The organism is Halosimplex pelagicum, from assembly GCF_013415905.1.
In the GTDB taxonomy this organism is placed as follows: domain Archaea; phylum Halobacteriota; class Halobacteria; order Halobacteriales; family Haloarculaceae; genus Halosimplex; species Halosimplex pelagicum.
Genome location: NZ_CP058909.1, coordinates 4753632 through 4779995, shown reverse-complemented (window position 1 = coordinate 4779995; position 26364 = coordinate 4753632). Strand labels below are relative to the sequence as shown.

General features: G+C 71.1%; 23 protein-coding genes and 1 tRNA gene. 10 read left to right on the top strand and 14 right to left on the bottom strand.

Going from position 1 to position 26364, the window contains the following annotated elements; all coding sequences use genetic code 11:
- Positions 1-58 precede the first annotated feature (58 nt).
- The 4 genes from hmgB to HZS54_RS23915 form a co-directional block, all read right to left on the bottom strand.
- Positions 59-1405 carry a hydroxymethylglutaryl-CoA synthase gene (hmgB, locus tag HZS54_RS23930; RefSeq protein ID WP_179919587.1) on the bottom strand — a complete coding sequence of 449 codons (1347 nt, stop codon included), beginning with the start codon at positions 1403-1405 and terminating at the stop codon, positions 59-61.
- 38 nt (positions 1406-1443) lie between these two features.
- The gene (locus tag HZS54_RS23925; protein ID WP_179919586.1) at positions 1444-3786 is read right to left on the bottom strand and encodes an Ig-like domain-containing protein; all 2343 of its coding nucleotides are present in this window, start codon (positions 3784-3786) and stop codon (positions 1444-1446) included.
- A gap of 160 nt (positions 3787-3946) precedes the next feature.
- Positions 3947-4528: a DUF2150 family protein gene (locus tag HZS54_RS23920; protein WP_179919585.1), complete on the bottom strand. Its 582-nt coding sequence runs from the start codon at positions 4526-4528 to the stop codon at positions 3947-3949.
- 325 nt (positions 4529-4853) lie between these two features.
- Positions 4854-5072 carry a hypothetical protein gene (locus HZS54_RS23915; protein WP_179919584.1) on the bottom strand — a complete coding sequence of 73 codons (219 nt, stop codon included), beginning with the start codon at positions 5070-5072 and terminating at the stop codon, positions 4854-4856.
- A gap of 175 nt (positions 5073-5247) precedes the next feature.
- On the opposite strand from HZS54_RS23915, the gene HZS54_RS23910 reads away from it, so the two are divergent.
- The gene (locus tag HZS54_RS23910; RefSeq protein WP_179919583.1) at positions 5248-5505 is read left to right on the top strand and encodes a DUF6199 family natural product biosynthesis protein; all 258 of its coding nucleotides are present in this window, start codon (positions 5248-5250) and stop codon (positions 5503-5505) included.
- Between the two features lie 9 nt (positions 5506-5514).
- Here HZS54_RS23910 and HZS54_RS23905 read toward each other — a convergent pair whose 3' ends face one another.
- The 3 genes from HZS54_RS23905 to HZS54_RS23895 all read right to left on the bottom strand — a co-directional run bounded on the left by HZS54_RS23905 (position 5515) and on the right by HZS54_RS23895 (position 8100).
- A complete protein-coding gene (locus HZS54_RS23905) occupies positions 5515-6363 on the bottom strand; it encodes a TatD family hydrolase (protein WP_179919582.1) in 849 nt (282 codons plus the stop codon).
- Positions 6364-6446: 83 nt separating this feature from the next.
- A complete protein-coding gene (locus HZS54_RS23900; protein WP_179919581.1) occupies positions 6447-7313 on the bottom strand; it encodes a CAP domain-containing protein in 867 nt (288 codons plus the stop codon).
- A 262-nt stretch (positions 7314-7575) separates the two neighbouring features.
- The gene (locus HZS54_RS23895; RefSeq protein WP_246391724.1) at positions 7576-8100 is read right to left on the bottom strand and encodes an NYN domain-containing protein; all 525 of its coding nucleotides are present in this window, start codon (positions 8098-8100) and stop codon (positions 7576-7578) included.
- Between the two features lie 90 nt (positions 8101-8190).
- On the opposite strand from HZS54_RS23895, the gene HZS54_RS23890 reads away from it, so the two are divergent.
- Together HZS54_RS23890 and HZS54_RS23885 are read left to right on the top strand one after the other, a co-directional pair.
- Positions 8191-9024: an ATP-binding cassette domain-containing protein gene (locus tag HZS54_RS23890; RefSeq protein ID WP_179919580.1), complete on the top strand. Its 834-nt coding sequence runs from the start codon at positions 8191-8193 to the stop codon at positions 9022-9024.
- A gap of 107 nt (positions 9025-9131) precedes the next feature.
- A complete protein-coding gene (locus tag HZS54_RS23885) occupies positions 9132-10601 on the top strand; it encodes an aryl-sulfate sulfotransferase (protein WP_179919579.1) in 1470 nt (489 codons plus the stop codon).
- A gap of 23 nt (positions 10602-10624) precedes the next feature.
- Here the strand turns inward: HZS54_RS23885 and HZS54_RS23880 are convergent, their stop codons facing one another.
- The gene (locus HZS54_RS23880; RefSeq protein WP_218927095.1) at positions 10625-13156 is read right to left on the bottom strand and encodes an efflux RND transporter permease subunit; all 2532 of its coding nucleotides are present in this window, start codon (positions 13154-13156) and stop codon (positions 10625-10627) included.
- 382 nt (positions 13157-13538) lie between these two features.
- Here HZS54_RS23880 and gcvT point away from each other — a divergent pair, with 382 nt between their 5' ends.
- From gcvT to HZS54_RS23865, 3 genes are all read left to right on the top strand, one after another.
- Positions 13539-14633: a glycine cleavage system aminomethyltransferase GcvT gene (gene gcvT / locus HZS54_RS23875; RefSeq protein WP_179919578.1), complete on the top strand. Its 1095-nt coding sequence runs from the start codon at positions 13539-13541 to the stop codon at positions 14631-14633.
- Positions 14630-15013: a glycine cleavage system protein GcvH gene (gene gcvH / locus HZS54_RS23870; protein ID WP_179919577.1), complete on the top strand. Its 384-nt coding sequence runs from the start codon at positions 14630-14632 to the stop codon at positions 15011-15013. Before gcvT ends, gcvH begins: the two co-directional genes overlap by 4 nt.
- A 218-nt stretch (positions 15014-15231) precedes the next feature.
- On the top strand, positions 15232-17703 hold the full coding sequence (locus HZS54_RS23865; RefSeq protein ID WP_179919576.1) for a DUF5059 domain-containing protein: 2472 nt from the start codon (positions 15232-15234) through the stop codon (positions 17701-17703).
- 49 nt (positions 17704-17752) lie between these two features.
- On the opposite strand, the gene HZS54_RS23860 is transcribed toward HZS54_RS23865, so the two are convergent.
- Positions 17753-17827: transfer RNA gene (locus HZS54_RS23860), tRNA-Ile, on the bottom strand.
- A 101-nt stretch (positions 17828-17928) separates the two neighbouring features.
- Here HZS54_RS23860 and HZS54_RS23855 point away from each other — a divergent pair.
- Complete coding sequence (locus HZS54_RS23855; RefSeq protein ID WP_179919575.1) at positions 17929-18435, top strand: macro domain-containing protein; 507 nt, start codon at positions 17929-17931, stop codon at positions 18433-18435.
- Positions 18436-18441: 6 nt separating this feature from the next.
- On the opposite strand, the gene HZS54_RS23850 is transcribed toward HZS54_RS23855, so the two are convergent.
- Positions 18442-19305: an ATP-grasp domain-containing protein gene (locus HZS54_RS23850; protein ID WP_179919574.1), complete on the bottom strand. Its 864-nt coding sequence runs from the start codon at positions 19303-19305 to the stop codon at positions 18442-18444.
- A gap of 211 nt (positions 19306-19516) precedes the next feature.
- Here HZS54_RS23850 and HZS54_RS23845 point away from each other — a divergent pair, with 211 nt between their 5' ends.
- Positions 19517-19948, top strand: coding sequence for a universal stress protein (locus HZS54_RS23845; protein WP_179919573.1), 432 nt, complete (start codon positions 19517-19519; stop codon positions 19946-19948).
- Positions 19949-20003: 55 nt separating this feature from the next.
- Here the strand turns inward: HZS54_RS23845 and HZS54_RS23840 are convergent, their stop codons facing one another.
- From HZS54_RS23840 to HZS54_RS23830, 3 genes are all read right to left on the bottom strand, one after another.
- Positions 20004-20534 (bottom strand): 50S ribosomal protein L16, encoded by a 531-nt coding sequence (locus tag HZS54_RS23840; RefSeq protein ID WP_179919572.1) that lies wholly within the window; start codon positions 20532-20534, stop codon positions 20004-20006.
- A 127-nt stretch (positions 20535-20661) separates the two neighbouring features.
- Positions 20662-20916 carry a hypothetical protein gene (locus tag HZS54_RS23835; protein WP_179919571.1) on the bottom strand — a complete coding sequence of 85 codons (255 nt, stop codon included), beginning with the start codon at positions 20914-20916 and terminating at the stop codon, positions 20662-20664.
- Entirely contained in the window at positions 20898-22856 is a 1959-nt protein-coding gene (locus HZS54_RS23830; RefSeq protein WP_179919570.1) for a hypothetical protein, read from the bottom strand. The genes HZS54_RS23835 and HZS54_RS23830 overlap by 19 nt, the downstream gene beginning before the upstream one ends.
- Positions 22857-22994: 138 nt before the next feature.
- On the opposite strand from HZS54_RS23830, the gene HZS54_RS23825 reads away from it, so the two are divergent.
- The gene (locus tag HZS54_RS23825) at positions 22995-23993 is read left to right on the top strand and encodes a glutathione S-transferase family protein (RefSeq protein ID WP_179919569.1); all 999 of its coding nucleotides are present in this window, start codon (positions 22995-22997) and stop codon (positions 23991-23993) included.
- 58 nt (positions 23994-24051) lie between these two features.
- Here HZS54_RS23825 and HZS54_RS23820 read toward each other — a convergent pair whose 3' ends face one another.
- Positions 24052-25152: a hypothetical protein gene (locus HZS54_RS23820; protein WP_179919568.1), complete on the bottom strand. Its 1101-nt coding sequence runs from the start codon at positions 25150-25152 to the stop codon at positions 24052-24054.
- Between the two features lie 239 nt (positions 25153-25391).
- Here HZS54_RS23820 and HZS54_RS23815 point away from each other — a divergent pair, with 239 nt between their 5' ends.
- Positions 25392-26360, top strand: a complete 969-nt coding sequence (locus HZS54_RS23815) for a beta-ribofuranosylaminobenzene 5'-phosphate synthase family protein (protein WP_179919567.1) — start codon at positions 25392-25394, stop codon at positions 26358-26360.
- The last annotated feature ends 4 nt before the right edge of the window (positions 26361-26364 follow it).

Here is a 26364-nt window from a genome sequence, read left to right as displayed (position 1 = left end):
GACCACTATGAAACTGCGGGGCGTCGGTCGCGGGCGCGACCCGCTTCCGGTCGGTCGATCACTCCACGTAGGTGTACTTGCGCTCGCCCATCCGACCCCAGCCGTCGAAGACGAACTCAGACTCCGGCGCGGTGAACTGGTCCACGTCGGCGGCGCCGGCGTCCTCGTCGTGGTTGTGTACGTCGTGAACGTCCTCGTACTCCTCGAAAGTCAGCTCGTAGCGGGCCGCCAGCTGCTCGTCGACGTCGAGCGCCTCGATCTCGTCGGCCCAGCCGGGCTGGACGGTCTCGGCGTGGATCTCCGCCTGGGCGCCCGAGCCGTACGAGCCGACGAGCAGTTTCTCGCCGGTCATGTCGATACCGTCCTCGTGGGCGGCTTTCAGCCCGGAGAGGCGGGCGACGTGGACCGAGCCGGTGTACCAGTTGCCGACCTCGCGGGAGATCGTCAGCGTGGGCTCGACGGTCTCGGCGTACCACTCGCGGTAGGCGTCGGTGTCGGTCAGATCGTCGGTGTAGTCGGCGGCGGCCTCGCGGAACGCCTCCTCGCTGTCGAAGGCCTCGCGGCGGGGCTGGCGGCCGATCTCCGGCGCGAGCTCCTCCTCGATCTCCGTGTCGCGGCTGACGTGGCGGAACGCGAGCGCGGCGGCCTTGCGGACCATCCCCGGGAACGGCGTGTGGAAGGGGATCAGCGCCGCGTCGTCGGGGTGGATCTTCCCCGCGACGGACTCGAAGTCCTTGACGGCCTCGCGCATCCGCGCGAGATACACCTGCACCGAGCGCTTGCCGTCGACGCTCGGGAACTGCTGTTGCGGTTTGAGGAAGTCCGTCTCGTCGGCGCTGCCGTAGCCCTGCTCGGTCGAGAGCTCGACCACGTCGGGGTCCTCGCTGACGAGCAGCGCGACGGCGCCCGCGCCCTGGGTGGCCTCGCCGGGGTCGTCGCGGGCGTACAGCGCGGTGTCGGTGGCGATGACGAGCGCCGAGCGGCCGCGGTTGCGCCCCGCGCGGATCCAGTTGTACGCGTCGTCCAGGCTCTGGGTGCCCGAGATGCAGGCGAACTTGCGCTCGCCCTTGTTGGCGTGGTGGAAGTCGCCGTCGTACACCTGTTCGAGACAGCCCGCGATGTACGTCGAGACGGGCTTGGAGTTGTCGAACGCCGACTCCGTCGCCACGTCGATGCGGCCGATGTCCTCGGGTTCGAGCCCCTTGCGTTCCATCAGGTCGTGGGCCGCGTTGGCCCCCATCGTCACGATGTCCTCGTAGACGTCCGGGAAGGAACTCGCCGTCAGGCCGAGGCCCTTCGTGTACTTCCCGGGGTCGTCGCCCTGCGCCGGCGCGAACGTCTCCGGCAGGTCGAGCCTGAGTTTCCCCGTCCTCATCTCGATGGCGTCGATACCGACGGATGTCATAGCCCCAACTCTGTGAGACTCCTACAAGTGCCTGTCGACTAGTGTATCGACGAACGCCGAATCGCATGTCCGGCGAGTGCTACTGCGAGAAGTGCCACGGTGGCAGTCAGAACGACGCCATCGCCGTCCGCGGCGTCCGTCCGGTCAACCATTTCGACGATGGCTCCGTCGGCGTCGTAGACGGCGACCCCGAGGCGGTACTGGGTGTTCGTGCCGTCTCCGGGCTTGAGATCCACGTTTTTCCCGGACCGGCTCGTCTCGTCACGGAACCCCGTTGCCCCGTTACCATTGAGGTTGAGGGCGAACAACCGAACTTGACTGAAGGTTCCCGAGCCGGAGACCGTGTAGCTAAATCGGTAGCGCACATCGTTATTTTTCACTTTCGATCGGTCTTCGATAGTCACGCTGTCGAGACTCGCGCTGTTGGACTCCGAAAGGTCCGCGTTTTGGCTCGTCGGGTTGCGAGCATCCGCGGTGTCGGTGATGGTCTTGCTGGCCGCGACGTACTCGTTGCCCTGGTCGTCAGTATAGATGACGTCGAGCGTCACGTCGAACTGTTCGCCGTCACCGAAGCCCGGTTGGTAACTGAAACTGCCGCGCGTCGCGTCACTCTGTCTGGTACCCGAGGGGTTCCCGTCGCTGGCGGCAAACGACACCTCAACGCGCTCGTACGAGGAACTGGTGTCGCTCACGTCATAGGAGGCGACGAAGTTGGGGTCGTTGTTTCGCCGGTCGCTGAAGTCGTCGACCCGGAACCCGAGCGTCGGCCCCTGACTGCTCGCCCCGGTCACGTTCGTGACGGTGACGTTGAGGGGGTCGCTCGCACCGCCACTGACCGCGTAGAGACGAACCGTTCCGTTCTCGCTCGCTGTCAACGTAGTCTCGACCGTTCCGCTGTTGTCGGAGACGTCCGATTCCGACGAGAGCGTCCCTACCGTCCCGTTGTTGAGTGCGAAGTCGACGGTCGTCCCGTCGACCGTCGTGTTGTCGACACCGCCGGCGATATCCTCGACCACTGCCGAGAGGTCGAGCGTGTCGTCGGTGTCCGCTCCGACATCCCACGTACAGTCCGAGGAGTCGCAGGACGAGAGGTACGTGCCGGTTTCGGAGACTTCGGGCGAGTCCCACGTCACCGAGAACGGTGCACTGCCGCCGCCGGAGGCGCCGTCGACCTGCGTGTTCTGGACCTCGACGACGGCCTCGACGTCTTCCGGAGCGTCAGGATCGAACGACGGCGGCGTGGTCGGGTCGAACGTGAACTCGACGGGTACCTCCGTCGCCGCGTTGACGCTCTCGGGGGCCTCGTAGACGAACGACGCCCGCCCGTCGTCGCCGGTCGCCACTTCGGCTTCTGCGAGATCGCCGACCGAAGTACCCGTCGAACCCGTCACATTCACGTCCGCGACCGGGTTGTTGTACGCGTCCCGCACCTCGACGGTCAGCCGGACTGATCCGTTCTCGGGCACCGTCGACCCGTCGGCCGCCACGTCCGTCATGTACGCCGCCGACGTGTCGGTCACCCGCGTCCCGACGCCGGCCTTCGCCATCCGCAGCTCGTAGGTTCCCGGCTTCAGTTCGACTTCCAGCATCCGGAACTCGTCGACGTCGATCAGCGCGCTCGTCTCCCAGCCGGTCACGTTCGACTCGTCCGCCAGCAGTTCCGTCCACGTCGAGTTCGGGAGTCGCGTCGCCGTCCGGATCGTGATGTTACCTGCGGCACTGTTCCTCACCGCGACTGTCGTGCTCGACGCGCTCTTCGGCCGTACGTCCACCGAGGCCGCACCCGACGACGACTGCTGGAGCGAGCCGTTCAGCGCCACCAGCGAGATCGTCGACCCGTCGATCAGCGTCTGACCGCTACGTGCGATGGTCGCCCCCTCGAAGGTGAAGTTGTCGTACAGCACCGTCGAGTCGTACACCGTCCGCGGCGGCTGACCGTACTCGTTGTAGCTCGGCCGGTAGACGATCGAACCGGTCTGGTAGCGGCCTCCGGAGTCCACCGAGCCGTCCCAGAAATCATCCGTCTCGTCGTCCAGCGCCACGGCGTTGTCGAGTTCGAACGACACGTCACCGTCGGCGGTCCCGGCCGTCCGCACCAGCCCCGACACCGGCGGCGGGTTCACCGCCAGCACTCGCGAGGGATAGGTCGTCCCCAACTGGATCGATACCGACCGGCTCGCCGACTCGCCGAACGTCGACGTGACGGCGTTGCGCAGGTCAAGCAGGTCGCTCTGGACCTGCTGGCTGTGGTCGAACTCGACCCGTTCGTTCTGCTGTGGGACGATCGTCGCCTGGTACAGCGACAACAGGAGGATCAGCGCCGCGAAGATCAGGACCGCCCCGATCTGGATGGACTGGCCCCTGTCGTCCCACGGCTCCATGTCGCCGGAGTACCCCCTCACCGTGGAAAAACCTGTGTCCCCGATTTTCCACCCTGATAACGACCGTCTACCCGTCGAGCCGGGGTCGGTCGACGGCGGCCGCGCGGGCCGTCGCGACGGCGGGGACGCCGCCGCGGACCGCCGGTCGTCCCTCGAACGCCTACTCGTCGTCCTCTTCGACGACTTCGGGGTCTTTCATCGCCGTCTGGAGGCTGTCGAGCCCGTTGACCCACTGGACGACGAGGCCGGGTTCGACCTCCTCGGCCATCGACGGGTCGAACTCGGCGCCGTCGATGACCAGCGTCCCCGCCTGAACGCAGTACGACAGCGCCGTGTCGAGGTCCTCCTCGGCCTCGGCGTCGGCCGCCGCGCCGACGTACTCGCCGATGGGCGCGTCCTCGGCGGGGCCGCCGACGACGAACTCCTCGGCCGCGTAGAAGACACAGACCAGCGAGGTCTGGACGCTGTCGACCAGCATCAGCGCCTCCTCGTCGTCGAACTCCGGTTCGGCGAGGACGACCTCGCGCATGTCCTCGATCTCCGAGAGGGCCTCGTCCTCGTCGAGGACGCCCTCCTCGAAGTCGGAGACGACCTTGACGACGGCGATGGCCGTGTCGTCCTGCATGTTCCAGAGCAACTGCGCGGTGTCGTCGTCTTCGGGGTCGAGGTCCTCCTCGTCGATCCTGTCCAGCCAGTTCTGCCAGCGTTCGGGCGTGTAGTACTCCCCCGGCTGATTGCTCATACAACGTCGTTCGTCGCTCCGGTCATATGGCTTTCGACCCCATCTTTTTCCGGACGGGGTTTCCTCGCGCGCCCGAGGCGCGCTGCGGGGAACCCCGTCCGCAAAAACATGGGTGAAAAAGGCCGGCTGCGCGGGTCGCTCCGCTCCCGCGCAGCCGGGGAACCGGCGCCGAGGGCGCCGGACGCTCGGGAACCGCTGCTTCGGCGAGCCTGCCCTTCCCCGAGTCGCGCGACCCGCGCGAGAGCGCGGGCACGCGCTCCCGGCCACCAGACCGCACCGCGACCGCCTCCGCTCCGCTACCGCCACCACCACACCGCCATCGACTTCAGTAACTCTCCGCGTCGTCCTCGATATCGGCGTAGAACCGCAGCAGGCCGCACTCCGGGCACATCAGCGTCGTCACGTCCTCGGTCTCGCCCATGCCGAGCTTGCCGAGCAGTCCCTCGCGCTTCTCGCCGGTCCGGATGTGGGGGTTCCAGGCGTCGCTCATACCGAACTCGACCGACTCCATCGACACGCCGCAGTCGGGGCACCGTCGTTCCATAGCGGTCCGTCGACCGGTGGCGACGTAAAACCGTCCCAGCGAGCGCTCGCGGAGGCCTCTACGCTTATCGTGTCGGCCGACGCATCGGAGGTATGCCTCGGGAGACCCGTCGCTCGGCGACCGTTCGTCCCGGACACGGAGCGCGTTCCGGAGGCCGACCCGGGCGGAGGGCCACGTGACCGTCGCCGCGGCGGCCAGCGCCACTGTCGTCGGCGTCGCGCTCCTGACGGTGGGGCTGTTCGGCGTGCTCCGGCCGTACACGGTCGCGCTGTGGCGCGAGCGGCTGGACGCCGTCGGGAGCACCCGCTCGTGGGACGAGATCGAACCGACCGACTGGCGGGTGAGTCTCGCCCGGTACACGTTCGCGATTCTCCTCGCGGGCGGCGTCCTCTTCCTGTGGATGGCGATCCAGCAGTGGCTGAAACTGGCGTGAGGGAACCGTCTATTCCAGCGTCGCCTCGGTGTCGATGCCGTACACCGCCGCGGGCGTGTCGACGTGGGCGCGCTCGATGGCCTCGTCGTAGCCCTGCTCGCGCAGCCAGCGCACCCGCGAGGGGACCGTCCCGACGCCCAGCACCGCGCCCGGCCGGTCCGGGTCGTCGATGAAATCGGTCTCCATCATGAACGGCTCGTCTTCCTCGATCGCGAGTTCCAGTTCGTCCTTGTGGGAGATGACGCTCTTGGTGATCCCGTCCAGCCGACCGCCGGCGTAGTGCTTGACGACCCGCTCGCTCGGGAGCCCCCGGGCCTCGGCCCACTCGGCTACCTCGGTGAAGTCCTCGCCGCTCTCTGCGTGCAACTGGATGGCACAGCCCGTCTCGGCGGCCAGCTCGAACCCGCGCCTCATCACGTCGTTCGAGGCCGCCCAGACGGCGTCGGACACGTCGTAGTGGGGGCGACCGGACTTCAGCGCGAGCGCCGGCCCGTCGGCGACGTACTCCGCGGCGGTTTCGAGCCCCGCCTGCATCAGGTCGCGGGCCGCCTCCGGCTCCGCGCCGTCGTCGACGAGCTGAGAGACGAGCGCGGGGTGGACGCCCAGCACTGGCCAGGCTCGCCCCTGGAGTTCCTCGCTGGCCCGCTCGACGACGTCGACGGTTAGATCGAACACCTCGCGGAAGTCGTCGGCGCCCTCGGGCAGCGAATCGAGGAGGTGCCAGGAGGGTTTGTTGACGACGAGCAGGTGCGTGCCGCCGCTGTCGGCGAACTCCCGCGCGGCGTCGACGCCGCGGCCGTGGACGGGGTCCAGGTGCATGTGGTCGTCGAGGACCGGACCCGCAATCTCCGCGTTCATGTCCGTGCCTCCGGCGCGCGCTCGAAAAAACCGTTCGCTGTGGATCGGCGGGGCGGCCGCGGGTCGCCGGGGACCGCCCCGCGCTACGCGCTCCCGTAGACGCCGCAGAGGTTCCCGGTCACGTACACCTCGTTTCGCTCCGTGGTCTCGACGCCGATGCCGATCCGGGAGGCGTTGGCGTACGCGAGCCGGTCGCGGAACACGGAGTCGGTCCGCCAGTTATCGAAGACCGCCTGCGCGACCATCGACTCGTTCCCGTTGTAGCGAGTGCCGTTCGGGCCGCGGTAGGATTTCCCGGCGTAGGTCTTGCCCAGCACCTCCAGGCGGTTGCGCGTCGGCGTCACGATGTACTGCGCGTCGCTCTTCTTGAACTGGCAGGTCTCGAAGAGCTCGGCGGCGCGGTAGCGGCCGGCGCTGGAGCGGTTGTCGATCCGGTGGACCGTCTCGCCCAGATCGGCCATGTCGACGCTGTGGGCGGTCGCCATCCGGTCGAGCTTCCGGACGACCGTCCCGTCGGGGTTGGTGAACGGTTCGAGGCCTCGATCCTCCCGCCAGTCGTTGATCAGCCGCCGGAGGTGGCGCTCGCTCTCCGCGGTGTCGAACCGGCGGATCAGGGCCGGCGTCCGCGTGGCCGTCGGCGTCGGTTCGGCTGTCACCGTCGGTACGGAAGTCGCAGTCGCCGTCGGCGTGGAGACGGGCGTCGGGGTGACCGTCGGGAAGGGGGTCGGCGAGGCGGTCGCCGCGGTCGTCGGGACCGCCGTCCCCGTCGGCGTCGGAACCGGCGAGGGTGTCGGCGTCGGCGCGGCGCCGTCACCCGGGCCCGCGTCGGTCGGCGTCGCCGGGCCGCCGGGCTGACCGCTCCCGCCGCCGACCGCGAACCCGACGATGGCGCCGACGAGGAAGACGCCGAGCACGGACGCGGCGAGCACGCGTCCGTCGATCCGGAGCATGTCCGACGATTTCCGCTGACCCGGTTAAAGACTCGCCCCCGATTATCACGCCTTGAACGCGAGCGCGGCCGCGTGCGGCTCGCGGACCGGAGTCAGAGCACCACCGCGAGACCGTATCCCAGGGCGAGTCCGAACACCAGCGCCGCGACCAGCCCGGCCGCGAGTTTCCGGCCGTCGATCCTGCGCATACCGACCGATGCGTCCCAGGCGAGTTAACTCTTGTACCACGCCCGGTGGGCCGCGGGAGCGGGCTGGCCCGCGCCTACTCCAGCGTGATCGACTCGTGGGCGGTGTTGCGGAGCGCGTCTGAGCGGCCGTGTTCACCGGGCGCGACGGCGATGGTCGCCAGCCCGCGCTCGGCGGCCGCCTCCAGCACCGGCTTGAAGTCCGTGTCCCGGGAGGCGACGACGAGCACGTCGATCGCTTCCTCGACGGTCGCCGCCGTCGCGTCGACGCCGAGTTTCACGTCCACGTCGCCGCTGGTCGAGACCACCTCGAACCCCCGCGCCTCCGCCGCCTGGATGAGCCCCGCCGGCGCGTTCTCGTTGAGGTACAACCGTCCGAACGCGAGGTGGCCGTAGCGCTCGGCGGCCGCCCGCACGTCGTCGAGATCCACGTCGAACTCGTCGCGCAGGACGTTCGGCCCGTCGACGAACAACCCCACTCGCGGCTGGTCGTGCCCGCGGGCGTCGCGGTCGGTCCCGGTCGCGGCCGCGGCGTTCGCACCGCTCGGGTCGCTCGCGCCCGCTGACTCGTCGCCGCCGAACAGCCCACGCAGCCAGCTCATACCCGCGATTCCCCACCGCCGAGTATAGGCGTGACGCTTCGGGGAGTCGCCGGAACCCATAGATGGCCGAGGCCCGAACGTCGCGCCACGATGGTCCCCCCGCCGGTCGACGCCCCCGTCGACGAACCGGACGACCCGGTCCTCGCCGTCGAACGCCTCTCGGTCGCGTACGGCGGCGACGAGGTACTCGACCGGCTTGACCTGGCCGTCGAGCGCGGCGAGCGACTGGCGGTCGTCGGGGAGCACGCCACCGGGAAGACGACGCTGGCGCGGACGATGGTTGACGGGCTCGCGGCGCCCGCCCGCGTCTCCGGGTCGGTCACCTACCGCCCCGAGGGCGGCGACCCGGTGTCCGTCTTCGACCTCGACGACGACGGGCGCGAGCGGTTCCGCCGCGAGGCGGTCGCGGTCGTCACCGGTGACGCCGGCGGGTTCGACCCCACGTCGACGCTGCGCTCGCAGTTCCGGCCGGCGCTGCGGGCGACCGGAACCGACGAGGCGCGAGCGGAGCGGCTGCTCTCGGCGCTGGGGCTCGACGCCGACCGCGTGCTCGACGCGCGCGCCAGAGAACTGAACGCCGCCGCGACACAGCTCGCGGACCTCGCCCTGGCGGCGGTGGCCGACCCCGCGGTGCTGGTCGTCGACGACCGGCCGGCCGCTCTCACCCACCCCGCTCGCGGCGACCGTCTCGACAGGTTCGAGTCGGCGGTCGCGGCCGACACTGACGGCGGGACCACCGGCGCCGGTGGCCCCACACTCGTCGCGCTCGGGACGGAACTGCCGGCGCTGGCGACGCTCTCCGACCGGCTGGCGGTGCTGCACGACGGACACGTCGTCGAGGCGGGGCCGACCGAGCGAGTGCTCGACGAACCGAGCCACCCTCACACGCGACGGCTGGTCGAGTTCTACCGCGAGTCGCTGTAACGGTATCGCGGGTCGCCCCAGCGGTATCGCTGATCGCCCCAGCGGCCGGCGGCGTCCCCGCCGGCAGTCGTAACCCAGTTAACCGCCTCGGTCGATACTCGTGGCAGATGCGCAGAACCGTCCTCTCCACTCTGCTGGTCGCGCTGCTGCTTGCGGTCCCGGTCGCGGGCGCCACCGGCGGCGTCGCGGGCGCCGCCGACCGCTCCGGTGCGGGCGCCGCGCCCGCCGTCGACCCCGGTGCGGCCGCCCTCCAGCAGGCGTCGAACCCCTGCGTGGGTACGATGGAACAGACGCCCGACCGGACGACCCTGTTCTCGATCCAGGGCGCTCGCGGCGGCGAGAAGACCTCGGCGATGGTCGTCGGCGCCCGGCCGAACGGGTCGATCGTCGGCGTCCACAACGACAGCGACGCCGGCCGCTGGTGGAGCTACGACATCGACGTGCTCGACAACGGCAACATCCTCCAGGCGACGACCGACAGCCGCGACACGCTGATCGAGGAGATCGACCCCGAGACGGGCGAACACCTCTCGGAGCGCCGCTTCGAGAACGCCTACGACACCCACGACGTGGACCTGATCAACGGCGACGAGCTGCTCATGAACGACATGAGCCAGGACGGCGAGGACCGCGTCCTGATCTACAACCTCACCCAGGAGCGAGTCACCTGGGAGTACTACTTCGCCAACTACAGCGAGCACTACCCCAAGTCGGGCGGCGGCGAGTTCGGCGGCGACTGGACCCACAACAACGACGTCGAGCAGATCCGCGACGGCGTCATCATGGTCTCGGTCCGTAACTTCGACAAGGTGGTCGCGATCGACCGCGAGACGAAGGAGCTCCGCTGGGAACTCGGCTCCGACGACAACACGTCGATCCTCCACGAGCAGCACAACCCCGACTACCTCAGTAGCGAGGACGGGTCGGCGACGGTCATCGTCGCGGACAGCCTCAACGACCGCGTCGTCGAGTACGAGCGCGAGGGCGACTCGTGGAATCAGACGTGGGTGCTCCGGGGCGGTCGGCTGAGCGAGCCCCGCGACGCCGACCGGCTGCCGAACGGCAACACGCTGATCGCCGACCGGCGGGCCCACCGCATCGTCGAGGTGACGCCCGACGGCGAGGTGGTCTGGGAGGTGTACTCGCCGTACCAGCCCTACGACGTGGAGCGGATCGGCACCGGCGACGAGTCCAGCGGCCCGACGATGGCCGACATCGGCGAGGGCGGCGTCGTCGAATCGGCCGGCGGCGCCGACTTCGACACCGCCGACATCGAGGCCTGTTACGACTACCTCACCGGCTTCGAGAGCTCGCGGCTGATCCCCGAGGAGGACATGGGCGCCGTCGGCGCGTCGCCGACCGCGACCGAGGGCGAGGGCACGACCGGAGGCGGCTCGGGCGACGGCGCCGACGGGGACGCGAGCGACGGCGACGACACCGAATCGGGTTCGAACGGCGACAGCGTGCTCGGGACGCCCACCTCGGGCTCCGGGCCGACGCCGCTCGGGACCGTCCTCGCGGTCGGCGCGGTCGTCGCGCTGGTCGCGGGCGCGCTCGTGCGGCTGAAGCGGGACTGAACGGAAGAGACCGAGGGTCGCTCTCAGTCCTGTGCCATCGGGCCGTCGCGTGCCGGCGACTGGCTGCGGACGGCGTCGACGCTACCGTAGTCGGCCCACACCAGCAGCAGGCTGGGGAGGACGAACACGGCGACGACGAACGACAGCGAGAGGGCGACGACGACGAGCGCCCCGAAGCTCGTGATCTGCGGATGGGGATGGAGCAGCAGGGCGCTGAAGGCGCCGATGGAGGTGAGCGTACTGCCCAGCAGCGCGCCGCCGGTGCCGGTCACCGCCGTCCGCAGCGCACCGGTGACGGTCTGGCCCCGCTCCAGTTCCTGCGCGAACCGGTCGCTGACGTGGATGTTGTAGTCGATGCCCAGGCCGATGACGAGGCTGAGCAACAGCGAGGTCAGCAGCGTCAGCGGGATGGCGAGCAGGTACATCGCGCCGACGACCAGCGCGGTCACGAGGACGATGGGGACGACCGTCACCGCGCCGAGGGTCGCGCTCCCGGTGGCGAGCCGGTAGATCAGGGTCAACAGGACCCCGACGGCCGCCAGCGCGACCACCAGCGTCGTCAGGATGCTGTCGGTGGTCTGGGCCAGCTCGGCCTCGTTGAGCGTCCCGACGCCGACCGCGGTGGCGTCGACGCCGTCGGCGCTCACGCTCCCGGCGACCGCCTGCATGGCGTCGGCCTGCTCGGTGATGGTCGCGCTCCCGGCGATCGGGACGACGACCCGCAGCGAGCGGTACTCGTCGTCCGTTCGCTCGACCACCCGACTCGCCCGCTCGGGCGCGGCGGCGTACAGGGCGTCGTACACGTCGGCGACCGACCGGTCGGGGACGCCGTCGCCGTCGGTGTCGGCCTCGGCGAGCGTCGCCGCGAACTCGTCGTCCGCGGCGGCGACCGACTGCATCACCGACGACGGCGAGCGGAGGGGGACCGAGCCCGCCCGCTGGAAGACCGCCCCCTCCTCGGCCGCGCGGTCGCCGACCGACTCCACGGCGGCGAGCGCGGCCGGCGAGGTCACGTCGCCCTCCAGCAACACCTGCGACTGGCTGCGGGCGTCCTCGTCGGCGGCGCGGTAGTGGTCGTCGACGTAGGCGGACAGGGCGTCGAACTCGCTCGTCTCCCAGGCGAGCGGCCCGGGCAGATCCTGCTTCCAGTCGGCGATGTCGTTCTGGTTCTGCTGGACCGACTGCCGATCCAGCTCCGTCCACGCGACGGCGCCGGCCGACCCGGCGACCAGCGCGAGGAGGATCACGACGGGCGCGGCGCGCTTGGCGAGGCGGACGCCGCTCCCGAGGAACGGTTCGAGCAGGCGGGTCTCGCCGAGGGGGCGCTTGCGGCGGTCGAGCCCGACGCGTTCGAGCAGGCCGTCGACGGTCACCTTCAGCGCCGGGACGAGCGTCAGCGAGACGACGAACGTCGAGACGACGCCCAGCGTGATGCCGATCGACAGCTGCCTGATGAGGCCGAACTCGTTGGTGACGTTCGACATGAACCCGACCGCGGCGGTCAGCGTCACCAGGCCGAGCGCGACCGCGACCGAGGAGAGCCCGCGGGCCATCGGCTCGCGGATGTCCTCACCCTCGCCGCGCTCCTCGCGGTAGCGCATGAAGACGTGTAACCCGTAGTCGACGCTGAGGCCGACGATGAGGACGGGACCGATGATGAGCGTGAACCCGGCGGGGATCCCCATCCAGCCGAGGATGCCGAACATCCACAGCACAGACAGGACGACGCCGGTGAACCCGACGACCACGTCCACGAGATCCCGGTAGGAGAAGGCCAGCACCGCGAGGATCGCCAACAGCGCGACCGGGAGGATCAGCTCGATCATCTGCCGGCTGTAGTTGGCGTTGGCCGTCGCGGCCGCGTGCTCGCCGAGCGTGAAGTACTCGGGGTCCGAGTGGTCCCGGGTTGTTTCGTACAACGCCGCGGTCGCGGCGGTACGCCGCTCGGCCGCGGCGTCGCCGGCGTCGGCGCTCTCGAATTCGAACAGCATTCGGCGGCTCTCGGCGGTGGCAGTCCCGGGCTCGTAGTCGCTCGGGAGGAGCGCGGCCGCCGAGGAGTTCTCGGTGACCGTCGCCTCGACGGCGCGCTCAACCTCGGTCGCGCTCGCCGATTCGAGCGCGGCGACCTGATCGCCGAGGCCGGCGTCGGGACTCCCCGCCAGCCGTTTCGCGACGAGGTTCGCGACGCCGAGTGGTTCGCGGCCGTCGAGCGCGGCGGCGACCGACTCGTTGTCGAGCGCCCGTTGCTGGAACGACAGCGAGTCCATCAGGGCGGCCTTCGAGAGGGCGTCGTCGCCGTCGCTGCGGACGTAGACGGGCGCGGGGCTGACCGCGCTGGCGTCGCCGTGGCTCTCGTTCGTCCCGTAGTTCGCCCGGATGTAGTCGAGTTTCTGTGCGACCTCCGTGTCGCCGACCGCGCTGGAGCCGTTCATCTGACTCTGGGTCTCCAGCTGACTGATCCCGGCGACGACGCCGCCGGTCACCAGCAACATGAGCAGGAGGACGACGAGGTTGTGCTCGGTGACGAACCGGAACGGGCGGTCGAAGCGGCTCACGGCGCCACCTCCGCGGGCGCGAGCGGTGCGCCGCCCGGAGGCTCGCGCCGACCGGGCGGGAGGGCGTTCTCTCGTGGAAGCGGTTGGGGAACCATCGCGTTCGACCCGACAGCCGGATAGGACATATAAAGGGGATCACAGTTTCCGGGTCGGAAACTGTGCGAAACCGACCGGTAACCGGCCGGAAGTGCCCCTTCGCCGGGGTTCGGTCCCGACGACAGGCGGCCCCGAGCGTCCGAGCACGCGGGCCGGCGGAGACGGTGTTCGATATCGCGCCATCGGATCGACAGCGTCAGACGCCGGCGCCGACGGGGGGAGATGGGGGGCCAGCGCGCACGCGGGCGACGACAACGTTACGTCGCTGGCGGGCGGAAATCGGGGTATGACGCTCAGACAGCCGCCGCTTGCGGACGCCCACGAGGCGAGCGGCGCGACGCTCACCGAGTTCGGCGGGTGGGAGATGCCCGTCGAGTTCGACTCCATCCGGGCGGAACACGAGGCCGTCCGCGAGTCGGTCGGTCGATTCGACGTGTCCCACATGGGCCAGCTGACCGTCTCCGGCCCCGACGCCCTCCGGCTCACCAACCGGCTGGTGACCAACGACGTGGCCGACCTCGACCCCGGCGAGTCGAACTACGCCGCGATCACCGACGACCGCGGCGCGATGCTCGACGACACCGTCGTCTACCGCCCGCCCGACGACTGGTCGGTCGAGGCGGACTACCTCGTCGTCCCCAACGCCGGTCACGACGACGAGATGGCCGACCGCTGGGTCGACCACCGCGAGTCGTGGGAGCTCGACGCGACCGTCGAGAACCGCACAGCGTCGCTGGCGATGGTCGCCCTCCAGGGCCCGGACGCCCGGGACCTGCTCGCCGCCGAGACGGACGCCGACCTGGGGGAGCTGGGTCGGTTCGAGACGACGGTCGGGGCGGTGGCGGGCGTCGAGACGCTCGTCTCCCGGACCGGCTACACCGGCGAACCGGGCTACGAACTCGTCTACCCCTGGGACGAGGCCAAGACGGTCTGGTCGGCCCTGGAGTGTCAGCCCTGTGGCCTGGGCGCCCGGGACACTCTCCGCCTGGAGATGGGCTTTCTCCTCTCGGGGCAGGACTTCGACCCCGAGGACAACCCCCGCAACCCCTACGAGGCGGGCATCGACTTCGCCGTCGACCTCGACAGCGAGTTCGTCGGCCGCGACGCGCTGGAAGGGGTCGACGTGGAGGGCGTCGACGAGAAGTTGCGGGGGATCGAACTCGTGGACCGCGGCGTTCCCCGCGAGGGCTACGCCGTCGAGTCGACGGGCGGCGAGCGCCTCGGCGAGGTCACCAGCGGGACGATGAGCCCGACGCTGGGCAAGGGGATCGGGCTGGCGTACCTGCCCGTCGACGTGGGCCTCGACGAGGCCGTCCGCGTCGAAGTGCGGGGCGAACCGAAGAAAGCACGTACCACCGCGACCCCATTCCTCGATAGATGAGCTTCGACGTTCCCGACGACCTGCGCTATCTCGACTCCCACGAGTGGGCGCGGGTCGACGACGCCAGTGCACGCATCGGCATCTCCGACTTCGCCCAGGACGAACTCGGCGACGTGGTCTTCGTCGACCTCCCGAGCGAGGGCGAGGCGGTCACCGCGGGCGAGGACTTCGGCGTCGTCGAGTCGATCAAGGCCGTCTCCGACATCTACGCTCCCGTCTCCGGCACCGTCGTCGCCGTCAACGACGACCTGGTCGACCGGCCGGAACTCGTCAACGAGGACCCCTACGGCGACGGCTGGCTGATCGAGGTGGAGCTCGACGACGAGTCGGCCCTCGACGAGTTGCTCTCGGCCGACGAGTACAGCGACCAGATCGCCTGAATCTCCTCCGATCCCCCGATCCCCGTTCCGCCCCGCGATCCGCCGGCAGCAGTGTCCGGCGACCGTTGTACAGCGCGTATCGCGATACGGAATCGTCTGCGGGAGAGATACCGAGGCTACTGGTTCGGCGTTCAGCGCGCCGGATATAGGGACCCGAACATGTTTAGGTTGGCCTAAATTCCGGTGGGTTTATCAACCTTTAGGCTGGCCTAAATCGTATGGGAAACCGAAGACGAGACGTGCTGGCGACGGGCGCAGCGCTCGCGACGCTCGGGCTCGCGGGATGCAACGGAAACTCGGACAGCGACGAGACGGGGGCGTCGACCGGAACGGCGTCGGGCGACGGGGACGGCTCGGCGTCGGTGGACGCGGCCGTCGCCGCCGAGTGGAACGCCATGCGCGCCCGGGTGTGGGACGCGTTCGCACTCGGGTGCGCTAGGGAGTACGGTGCCGGCGCTTCGGTCGCACAGTCGACGTTCGCGCGGTTCGAGGGGGCCAGCGGTGAGTACGGCGCCCACGAGATGCTCGAAGCGACGAGCGAGTCGAACTACGAGGGTTTCGAGGGGGCGCTCGGGGCACTCCGAACGGCCGGCCTCGACGCGGGCGACATCGAACGTACGCGCGAGGAAGCGTCGACCGCGAGCGCGCAGCTGGCCGAGGCCCAGCGGGCGCTCGTCGGCGAGTCGACCGCGAACGCGCTCGCCCTCCAGTCGCTCGGGGCGGCGGCGCTCGACGCAGCCGCGCTCGCGGCCGCGGGCCACTTCGAGGGCGCCCGCACCACCGCCGAGGCCGTCCTCACCCGGTTCGAGGAGGCCGCCGTCCACGACGCGCTCGAATCCGCCGACGCCGAGTCCTACGGTGCCTTCGAGGGTGCCCTCGGAGCGGCGGCCGAAGCCGCCGGAAACGAGGACGCCGAGACGGTCCGGAGCGAGGCCGCGACCGCCTACCAGGCCGCCATCGACGGGAGCTACGCACTCGCGGACGCCGAAGCGGCCGCCGGCGCCGGCCACGTCGCGACGCTGCAGGCCCGCGGCTGGGACGCCGCCGCGCTCGCCGCGACCGGCGGTCCCTCGACCGACTACGCCCACGCCGCCGCGCTGACGCTCTACCGCGCCCGCGCCGCCGACGCCGGCTGGCTCGCCGCCCGCGGCGAGACCGACCGCGCCGCGACGATGGCGAGCGACATCTTCGCCCACTTCGAGGGCGCCCGCGCCCACGAGGCGCTCGAGGAGGCCGACGGCGAGGCCTACGAGGGCTTCGAGTCCGGGCTCTCCGCGCTCCGATCGGCCATCGAGAGCGGCGACTCCTCGGGCGTCGACGACGCCGTCGCGACCGTCGACGAGAACCTCGTCGCCGGTGTCGAGGCGCTCGCCGGCTCGAACGCGCCGCTGCTGGAGGCCGCGTTCTTCCGCGCCCGCTTCGCCGACGCGAGGGAGCTGTACCGGCTGGGGCAGAACGACGCCGCCGCGACTCTCGCGGAGGGGTTGTTCGAGCGCTTCGAGGCGGACGAACTCGGCTTCCACGAGGCGATGGAGTCGACCGACGAGGAACTCTACCACAGTTTCGAGGAGGAGCACCTGTCGGGGCTGATCACCGCCTTCGAGAACGCCGACGGCGAGGGCGTCGACACTCACTACGAGGGCGTCCAGTCCGCGCTGCTGGAGTTCGAGACGGCTGCCGGGACGACCGCCACCGTCAGCGGTGCCGAAGCCGCGTATATGGGCGCTCGCGGGTTCGACGCGGCGGTGCTGGACGCTCTCGGAAAGGCCAGCCGCGCCGAGGCCATCGCACAGGGCGCCTTCGAGCACTTCGAGGCCGGCGCGGGCGGCTACCACGAGGCTCTGGAGGAAGCCGACGAATCGGTCTACGAAGCCTTCGAGGAGCGGCTCGGCGCGGTGTCTTCGGCCGCGGCCAGCGGCGACGACGTGTACGCGCCGAGCAAGTCGTTCAACGCCGAGGCGCTGAAGTCGGCCTACGCGGTCGTCGAGAGCGCCGGCGGTTCGGCTGGCGGCGCTGCCGCGGCGGTCGTCCAGGACGCCTTCGCCCACTTCGAGAACGCGCGGGTTCACGGAATGCTGGAGGCGGCCAGCCGGTCGGCCTACGAGAGCTTCGAGCGGCAGCTGGACGCCTACATCACCGCGCTCGACGAAGGCGGGGAGGTGGGGGCGGCGGCGGACACCTTCGCCGACGCCTCGCTGTACGCCCAGTTCGCCCTCGTCGACGGCGTCGAGGAGCTTCCGCTGGACCTGCGGGTCGCCGGAGCGAGCGGCGAGAGCGGCGGTAAGAGCGGGTCCGGAGGCGAGAGCGGCGGCGAATCGAATCTCCAGGGCGGCCCGAACGTCGTCGAGGGTGTTCCCGACGACGCCGACCACGTCGTCGACATGACCGCCGTCGCCTTCGAGCCCGCGGAGCTGACCGTCTCGGCCGGTGACACCGTCGCCTGGACGCACGCCGGCGGCGAGGCCCACAGCGTCACCGCTACCGAGGACTCGCTCCCCGACGGGGCGACCTACTGGGCCTCCGGCGACTTCGACTCCGAGTCGGCCGCCCGCGAGGGCTGGGAGAACGGGAAGGGCGCCGTCGGGTCCGGCCAGTCGTTCGTCCGCACTTTCGAGACGACCGGCACTCACGAGTACGTCTGCATCCCCCACGAGGCCGCGGGGATGACCGGCTCGGTCACCGTGGAGTGAGCGCGGTCGTCGGCCGCTCCGTTCGGCTACGGACCACCGAGAAGTTGAGTGGGCCCGCTCGGATTTGAACCAAGGACGAAGCGGTTATGAGCCGCTCTCTCTAACCAGACTGAGATACGGGCCCTCGCGTCTAGCGGTTCCGGACGGCAGCCCTTTAGCCTACCGGGTTCGCGCGCCCACGGGCCCGGGAACGCCTTTTAGCCGCTCGCACTCGGAGCGTCGACCATGGAGTTCACCACCGTCCAGGGCGACATCGCGGCCCAGTCGGCCGACGCGCTGGTCAACGCGGCGGGGACGAGCCTGCGGATGGGTAGCGGCGTCGCGGGAGCGCTCCGACGGGCCGCCGGCGGGCCGATCAACGAGGCAGCGATGGACGAGGGACCGGTCGATCTGGGGGCCGTCGCCGTCACCGACGCCTACGAACTCGACGCCGACCACGTGATCCACGCCGCCGCGATGCCCCACTACGGCGACGGCCGCGCGACCGAACAGTCGATCGCCGACGCGACGCGCAACGCCCTCGCCGCCGCCGACGAGATGGACTGCGAGTCGGTCGTCGTGCCCGTGCTCGGCACCGGCGCCGCCGGCTTCGCGTTCGCCGAGGGCGCGCGGATCGTCTGCGAGGCCGTCGCCGAGTACGAGGCGAACGGGCTCTCGGACGCCCGCGTCATCGCCTACTCCGACGAGGAGTTCGCCGAACTGGAGCGGATCGCCGCGGACGTTCGGGACTGATATCGGCTACTCGTCGGCCGTCCGCCGGACGAGGTCGGCCAGATCGTCCCAGAAGCCGTCGACGTACTTCCCGGCGTCGTCGATGGTGGGGCGGGCGTTGGTCTCGTTGACGACGGCCCTGTCGTCGGTGACGAGCAGGTCGACGCCGAGGAAGGGGATGTCGAGCGCGTCGGCGGTCCGCTCGGCCAGTTCGCGGAGTTCCGGATCGAGGTCGACGCGGCTGGCCTCGGCGCCGCGGTGGACGTTGTGCTTCCACTGGCCGGCGGCGAGGGCGTCGTCGGGGAGCCGGCGCTCGACCGCGCCGACGTACTCGCCGTCCAGCACCATCACGCGGTAGTCGGTCGCGCCGGGGAGGTACTCCTGGACGAGAAAGGACTTGTCGCCGGTAGCTCGAAAATCGTGGACGAGGTCGAGGTAGTCGACGACGCCCAAAAGCGAGTCCAGGTCGCCCGCCTTCGCGACGCCGACGCCGCGGGTGGTGGAGTTGGGCTTGACGACGACCGGCGGATCGAACCGCTCGAACGCCGAGACGAGTTCGGACTCGTCGACGGGGTTCGACACCATCACCGTCTCGGGGACGGGCACGTCGGCGGCGGCCAGGCGGGCGATCACCCCTGCTTTGTTGCGCGAGCGGAGGACCGCCTCGCGGTCGTTGACCCACGGGACGCCCAGCGCGGCGTCGGCGACGCCGCCCTCCATCAGGCGCGGCGGGAAGACGAACCCGGCGTCGAACTCTCCCCAGGGCGGGTCGGTGAGCGCGACCGTCCGCTCGCGGGAGCGAACGTGGTCGACCTCGATCCCGCGGTCGGCGAGCGGCCCCTGCATCCGCTCGTACGTTTCCGCGTTCGTCGCGACCGCCAGCCTGCGCATACCTGTCCGTCGGGAGGTCCCGACAAAAACCCGCCGACCGCCGACCTGCCGGCCGACGCCGAGCGGACCTCTCACCAGCGTCCGGCGTTCGATCAGGTATCCGGCATATACTGCCAATTCGTCGAAAATAATGGACCATAAGCGTTTGTTCGATCCCAGAGCAGCGGGAAGCGGGGCAACCGGCACGTCCCGTCGGTGTGAAGGTGTACGCGTGTACGACGAGATACTCTACCCGACGGACGGGAGCGACGGAGCGGACGCGGCGCTGGAGCACGCGCTGACGCTGGCGACGGCGATGGACGCGACGCTGCGCGTCCTGTACGTCGTCGACACGACGTACCTCGGCAGCGGGGCCGCGGAGGCGACGACGGTCGAGTCGCTGCGGACCGCGAGCGAGGAGGTCGTCGCGGAGACGGTCGAGACGGTCACCGACCGCGGCGTCGAGGCGACCGGCGAGATACGCGAGGGCGAGCCGTACAGGGAGATTCTGGCGGACGCCGAGGAGACGGGGGTCGACGCGGTCGTGATGGGCACCCACGGGCGGCGCGGGCTGGACCGCTACCTGCTCGGGAGCGTCACCGAGAAGGTCGTCCGCGCGGCCGACGTGCCGGTGTTGACGGTCAGACTCGCCGAGGAAGACTGACGGGCGGCGGAGAGACCCGTCGGTCACGACCGGAGAAACCGAGAGGAAGGTCGCCTCAGGCGATCAGCAGCTCTTCGCCGCGTTCGACCTTGATGCGGCACGGCGGGGTGATCTTGTTGTACGCGCGGCGGTAGGCTTCCTTGACTTCCTCGGCCTGGTCGACGTCGCAGTAGGCCGTGAACAGGCGCTCGCCGGACTGGATCCGCGCGGCGGTGCCGACGATCTTGCCGAACGCCTGGCGCATGCCGTCGGAGACGCGGTCCGCACCCGCGCCGGTCGCCTGTTTGTTCTCTCGGATGACCTGATGGGGGAACTTCCGGAGGACCATCCGGTAGTTGCCCTCGCCGAGCTCCTTGATGAGGTGGCGGTTGGCCGAGAGCCGGGAGGCCTCCATCGAGCCGTGGCGGAGCTGGACCGACTCCTCGACGACGAGGCTGATCTGGACCGGGTAGTCGTCGGCGTCCGCGTTCTTGTCGCCCATCTGGTGCTGTGCGATCTTCGAACCGGGAATACCCGTGATGTACTCCCGTCGGGTGTACGCGGGCTTGTCGATGTCCCGGTACATCGAGGCAGGTTTGTCCGACATAGTCTTGCCGTAAACGAGTCCGAGCGCGTGGATAAAGCCTTCGAACCCGCCCGACCTCGTGCGAACGCCTGGCACTCCTCGCCCTCGGTTCGCCGGGAGCCGCCTCGCCCCGGGTCGTCGCCGTCGCTCACCGATCGGCCCCGGCGCGGGGAGCCGAGACCTCGTGCCCGTCGAGTTCGTCGACCAGCGCGTCCGGCGCGACCACCGTCACGCCGGTTTCCTCGGCGCGCTCGCGGGCGTCCCGGGGAAGCGCCGCGCCGGCGACGACCACCGCCGCGTCGAGGTCGGCGTCGCGCTCGACCGCGGCGGCGAAGCGCTCGACCGCCGCCCCGTCGACCGTCGCCGCGGCGTCCGCGTGGACGGTCAGGACGCCCGCGCGCACGTTCGTCGGCCCCGGGGCCGCGCGCGCAGGTCAACCGCGCCGTCGTCCACCGCGTCGACCGTCCACCCGGTCGCGCCGAAGCAATCCGCGACGACCCGCGCGAACCCGTCGGCGTCGAGGCCCCCCAGCGCCGCGGGCGTCCACCCGTCCGCGGTGTCGATCCCGTCACCGCCGTCGCGTGCGGTACCCGTCTCGCCGTCGCGTGCGTCGTCTTCGGTACTCCTCCCGTCCGCGTCGCCCTCCCGATCGCCACCGTCCGTTTCGCTCCCGAGGACGGCGTCGGCCGCGTCGGCGGCGTCCGCGAGCACGTCGGCGTCGGAGGCATCGGCGACCGCGTCCGCGACCACGTCGGCGTCGGACGCGTCGTCGACCTCACCGGCGTCGGTCGACGTTGCGGTTCGCTCGGCGGTCAGCCACTCGTCGTCCGTCCCGTCGTCGGCAAGCGTCCACTCGCCGCCCGCCGAGTCGGCCCCGTCCCCGGTCTCGGTCCCGTCGGTCTCCGCGTCGCCGTCGGACTCGACGCTCGCCTCGGAACGGGACTCGGTCTCGTCCTCGCCGTCGTCGCTCGCGTCCTCGTCGGCCGCTTCGGGCGGGACGACGACGGTCGCGGAGCCGGCGTCGTCGGTGTCTTCGCGGTCGGTCGCGGACGGATCGGGGCGGCGGGCGGCGAGTCGGTCGTCGAGTTCCTCGACGGCGTCGAGCGCGTCGGGGACCCGTTCGCGGGCGACCGCGCGGGCGGCGTCGAGCGACGACTCGGCGCGGTCGCAGGCGGCCGCGACCGCCGCGGGAGGCGCCCCGTCGGCGGCGTCGAGCGCCCGTCGGGCGCGCTCACAGCGCGCGTCGACCAGCCGCTCGACGACGGTCGCGAGCCGCTCGCGGATCGCCTCGCGGTCGCCGTCGAAACGGGGGTCATCGCGGCCCCAGTCGAGCGCGCGGACCCGTTCGTACCGCTCCAGCGCCCGCTCCCACCACGTGACGGCAGTCTCGGTGTCGTCGGTCGACCGGGCGAGTTCGACCGCCTGCTCGGCGCGTTCGAGCGGCGCGGCGGCCAGGCGCTCGCGCTCGGCGTCGAGGTTCGCCCGCCGGCGCTCGATCAGCTCGTCGCTCGGCCGGTCGGCGTCGACCGACAGCGCCGCCGCGTAGCTCTCTGCCGCCCGCTGGAAGTGGTCGGCGGCCGTCTCGTAGGCGTCGTCGTCCCAGCGGGTGTGGCCGCGCTCGCGGGCCTGCTCGGCCTGCTCGGCGTAGGCGCGGCGCTCGAACGCCCGCAGCCGTTCGCGGTAGGCCTCGACCCGGTCGCCGACCGACGCCGCGGCGCCGTCCAGCGCCGCCGCCGTCTCGCGGGCGGCGTCGAGCGTCCCGCGCACGTCGCCGACCGCCGCCAGCACCACGTCCACGTCGCCCGCCTCGAAGGCCTGCTCGACGCGGTCGAGCGTCTCCTCGGCGGCTTCGAGGTGGCGCTCGGCGCGCGACCAGATCCCCGCGGCGGCGTCGACGAACTCCCTGACCGCGTCCAGGTCGCCCCGCGAGGGGAACCGGTACTGCGCTCCCGCGACGGTGTCGAGGGCGAGCGCCGCGTTGCGCAGCCCCGCCTCCGTGCGGGCGTCGACCACCTCGTCCAGCGGCACCGACCGCGTGCGGTCCCCGTCGGCGCGGCCGACGGCGAACAGCACCCGAACGTCCGTCACCAGCGCCGCCGCGCTGTGGTCGCCGTCGGGCGCGACCTGCCCCGTCTCGACCGCCTCGTCGCTCGCTTCGCCGTCCGTCCCTTCGACCGTGAACCCCCGTTTCCGGTTCCGGACGACGAACCTAGGGGTCTCCGTCTGCTCGACGTACTCGGCGAGCGGGCGGTCGTGCAAGAACCCCCAACCGATCAGACCGCCGCTCCCCGTCTCCGTGAGCACCTGTGCGTCCCCGTTCTCGACTTCGATGACGTGTTTCATACCCCCGCACCGCGCGTGACTGGCGTAACCATCGACAGGGTGATACTAAACGCTTGCGTCGGTTCGCCGGACGACCGTCCGGTTACCCGCGCGTCACTGGAGGGCTTTTACGGTTCCCGGCCCAACGAGCGGACACCTATGAACAAACTCGTCGACGGCGAGTGGCGGACGGACATCGACGAATACACGAACGAGGACGGAGAGTTCGAGCGCGGCGAGACGACGTTCCGCGACCGCGTCGAAGACGACCCCGACGCGCGCTTTCAGCCCGAAGCCGGTCGGTACCACCTCTACGTCTCCTACGCCTGCCCGTGGGCTCACCGGACCCTGCTGATCCGGTCGCTGAAGGGGCTCGAAGACGCCATCTCGGTCGATATCGTCGACCCCTACCGCGACGACGGCGGCTGGCAGTTCACCCCCGAGAAGGAGGGGTGTACGCCCGACACCGTCAACGGCAGCGACTACCTCCGGGAGGTCTATCAGGAAGCCGACCCCGACGCCACCTGCCGGGTGACCGTGCCCGTGCTCTGGGACAAGCGGGAGGAGACCATCGTCAACAACGAGTCCGAGGAGGTGCTGCGGATGCTCGACACGGAGTTCGATTCGGTTGCCGAGCGCGACGTGGATCTGTACCCGGAGGGCTACCGCGAGGAAGTCGACGCGATCATCGACGACATCTACGACCCGATCAACAACGGCGTGTATCGCGCGGGCTTCGCCGGCTCGCAGGACGCCTACGACGAGGCCGTCGACGAGCTGTTCGCGGCGTTAGACCACTGGGACGAGGTGCTGGCCGACCAGCGCTACCTCGCCGGTGACCGGCTGACCGAAGCGGACATCTGCATGTTCACGACGCTGGTCCGCTTCGACGAGGTGTACCACACCCACTTCAAGTGCAACGTCAAGGCCATCCACGAGTACGACAACCTCTGGCCGTACCTGCGCGACCTCTACCAGACGCCCGGGGTCGCCGAGACGGTGAACATGGACCACATCAAGGAGCACTACTACACGACCCACCCGGACGTCAACCCCAAGCGGCTGATCGCCCGCGGGCCGGACCTGCACTTCGACGGCGAGCACGACCGCGACGAACTGCCCGGCAGTCTCCCCACGGAACTGCTCCCGCTTGCCTGAGCTCCCAGCGCCCCCTCCTCTACCGCCCGAGGCGGTCAGTCGTCCCCGCCCGAGGCGGTCAGTCGTCCCCGCCCGAGACCGGACGCCGCGACGACTCGCCGACGCGAGCCGCGAGTTCGCGGTCGAGCGGCGAGTCGGGGTGGGTGCGAAGGGCGAGGACGGTGCCGTCGTCGAACGTCGCGGTGACCGTCCGGCGGCGTCGCCGGACCACTTCCGTCCCGTCGAACTCGTCGCCGTTGCGCACGGCGTAGACGACCAGCGCGAAACTCGCGACCGTCGCCAGCGCGAACAGCGGCGGGAGGACGGTGCCCTCCAGCGCGACCAGCGTCGCGAACGGGCCGACCGCGAGTGCGGCCGCGCCCCAGCGACCGAGCGGGTCGGCGCCCGAACTGCCCCGGACGCGTCGTTCGAGCCCGTCGAGCGCGTCGGCGAGGGAGGCGAGCGGGCCGAAGCGGCGGAGTCGGTCGGTCACCGTCCGGCCGTTCGGGGCGACGCCCTCGCGGCGGACGTGGTCGGCGGCGAGCGCGCCCCCGACGGCGGCCAGCGCGAGCGACGGCGTCAGCGGGTCGGCGGCCGTCCCGAGGACGCCGAGGAACGCGACCACCGAGCAGAGATAGCCGGCGCCGCCGAGCAGGCGGGCGTCGCGGCCGCGCAGTCCCAGCGTCGAGTCGACGGAGCTGCGGACCGCCGACAGCCGGTCGAGACCGACGCTCAGGAGGCCGTCGTCGGTGACGGCGAGGAGGCGGTCGTCGCTGAGGCCGACCGCCGCCCGGCCGCCGCCGTCGCCGAGCAGTCTGGCGGCGTCGACGGCCTGGAGCGACTCGTCGCGCCGGAGGTGTCGCCGGACGGACGCGGTCTCGTGGCCCGTCGGCGACGAGGGCGTCCACGGTTCGACGGTCGTCGCGTCCTCGACGGCGGTCGCCAGCGGGCCGGCCCCGCGCTCGTCGGCCCCGTCGCCGGCCGCGGCGTCGCGCTCGCCCCCGCCGATCTCGGACGGCGAGTCTCGGGCGGTCGGTCGCGAGTCGCGGTCGGCGGTCGCCGTCTCCGTCACTGCCGGGTCGGTGTCGTCGCCGCCCCCCGCTGCCGACGGCGTCGACTCCCCCCTCCCGTCGCGAACGGACTCGTCCCGGCGGTCGCCGGGCGGTCGCTGTTCACTCATGCCCTCGTCTACGCTGCTCCGACCCGATTGTAAATGACGGCTTATCGACCGGATACCGCCGCTCGCGGCGGTTCGGCGGCGGCCGTGCGCGGTGAGAAGACCGGCGGCACTCGGGCTACCAGCGGCGGCATCGCCCGGGTACCGGCGACATCGGCTGGGCTCCGGCGGGGCCGTCACGGGCTCCGGCGACGACGGCCGCTGTCGAAAGGCCGTAGGAGCGGGGCGACTTCGGTGACGGCATGACCCGGGTCACGGTCGGCGGGCGCATCCACGTCGGCTTTCAGAACCTCTCGCTGGCACACGAACGCCTCTACGGCGGCGTCGGCCTCGCGCTCGCCGAACCGCGGCTCGACCTGCGCGCCGAACGGGCCGAGGCCGTCGACTGCGACGACGACGCGGCGCGACCGTACGTCGAGCGGGTCGTCGACCACCTCGACGTGCCCGGCGCGACCGTCCGCGTCGACGAGCGCCTGCCCCGCCACGCCGGGCTCGGCAGCGGGACCCAGCTGGCGCTCGCCGCGCTCGTCGCCGTCGCCGGCGCCTACGACATCGACGTCGACCCCCGGGAGCGCGCCCCGGCACTGGGCCGCGGCGGCCGTAGCGGCATCGGCGTCGCGACGTTCGAGTCGGGCGGGTTCGTCGTCGACGGCGGCCACCCGACCGAGCGGTTCACCACCGCGCCGCCAGCCGAGGGCGAGTGGGCGGTCCCGCCGGTCGTCGCGCGCCACGACCTGCCCGACGACTGGCGGTTCGTCCTCGCGATCCCCGACGCGGGACCGGGCCGCAGCGGCGACGAGGAGGACGAGAGCATGCGCTCGGTCGTCGAGCGCGCGGACCCGGGCATCGCCGAGGACATCGCGCTGGTGGTCACTCAGGGGTTACTCCCGGCGGCCGCGACGGGCGACCGGGTGGCCTTCGGCGACGCGGTCGCTCGGCTGGGCCGGCTCAACGGCGCCTGGTACGCCGACGAACAGGGCGGCGTCTACCGCCCGCCCGCGGGGGCGATCATCGACGCCCTCTCGGCGCACCCGGCGGTCGCCGGCGCCGGCCAGTCCTCGTGGGGGCCCACGGTGTACGCGCTGACCGACGCCGACTACGCGTCGGAGGTGGCCGACGCTGCCCGGGCGGCGCTCTCCGACGCGGCGGACGGCGGGCGAGTCGTCGTCGCTCGCCCGCGCGACGAGGGCGCGACGGTCGCGGACGACTGACGCC

Coding starts and splice junctions, on each gene's coding strand:
- HZS54_RS23840 (WP_179919572.1), bottom strand. CDS start 20,534: ATGTCGGACAAACCTGCCTCGATGTACCGGGACATCGACAAGCCCGCG.
- HZS54_RS23925 (WP_179919586.1), bottom strand. CDS start 3,786: ATGGAGCCGTGGGACGACAGGGGCCAGTCCATCCAGATCGGGGCGGTC.
- HZS54_RS23915 (WP_179919584.1), bottom strand. CDS start 5,072: ATGGAACGACGGTGCCCCGACTGCGGCGTGTCGATGGAGTCGGTCGAG.
- hmgB (WP_179919587.1), bottom strand. CDS start 1,405: ATGACATCCGTCGGTATCGACGCCATCGAGATGAGGACGGGGAAACTC.
- gcvT (WP_179919578.1), top strand. CDS start 13,539: ATGACGCTCAGACAGCCGCCGCTTGCGGACGCCCACGAGGCGAGCGGC.
- HZS54_RS23815 (WP_179919567.1), top strand. CDS start 25,392: ATGACCCGGGTCACGGTCGGCGGGCGCATCCACGTCGGCTTTCAGAAC.
- HZS54_RS23825 (WP_179919569.1), top strand. CDS start 22,995: ATGAACAAACTCGTCGACGGCGAGTGGCGGACGGACATCGACGAATAC.
- HZS54_RS23905 (WP_179919582.1), bottom strand. CDS start 6,363: ATGAACGCGGAGATTGCGGGTCCGGTCCTCGACGACCACATGCACCTG.
- HZS54_RS23890 (WP_179919580.1), top strand. CDS start 8,191: ATGGTCCCCCCGCCGGTCGACGCCCCCGTCGACGAACCGGACGACCCG.
- HZS54_RS23885 (WP_179919579.1), top strand. CDS start 9,132: ATGCGCAGAACCGTCCTCTCCACTCTGCTGGTCGCGCTGCTGCTTGCG.
- HZS54_RS23895 (WP_246391724.1), bottom strand. CDS start 8,100: ATGAGCTGGCTGCGTGGGCTGTTCGGCGGCGACGAGTCAGCGGGCGCG.
- HZS54_RS23900 (WP_179919581.1), bottom strand. CDS start 7,313: ATGCTCCGGATCGACGGACGCGTGCTCGCCGCGTCCGTGCTCGGCGTC.
- gcvH (WP_179919577.1), top strand. CDS start 14,630: ATGAGCTTCGACGTTCCCGACGACCTGCGCTATCTCGACTCCCACGAG.
- HZS54_RS23820 (WP_179919568.1), bottom strand. CDS start 25,152: ATGAGTGAACAGCGACCGCCCGGCGACCGCCGGGACGAGTCCGTTCGC.
- HZS54_RS23850 (WP_179919574.1), bottom strand. CDS start 19,305: ATGCGCAGGCTGGCGGTCGCGACGAACGCGGAAACGTACGAGCGGATG.
- HZS54_RS23830 (WP_179919570.1), bottom strand. CDS start 22,856: ATGAAACACGTCATCGAAGTCGAGAACGGGGACGCACAGGTGCTCACG.
- HZS54_RS23865 (WP_179919576.1), top strand. CDS start 15,232: ATGGGAAACCGAAGACGAGACGTGCTGGCGACGGGCGCAGCGCTCGCG.
- HZS54_RS23920 (WP_179919585.1), bottom strand. CDS start 4,528: ATGAGCAATCAGCCGGGGGAGTACTACACGCCCGAACGCTGGCAGAAC.
- HZS54_RS23855 (WP_179919575.1), top strand. CDS start 17,929: ATGGAGTTCACCACCGTCCAGGGCGACATCGCGGCCCAGTCGGCCGAC.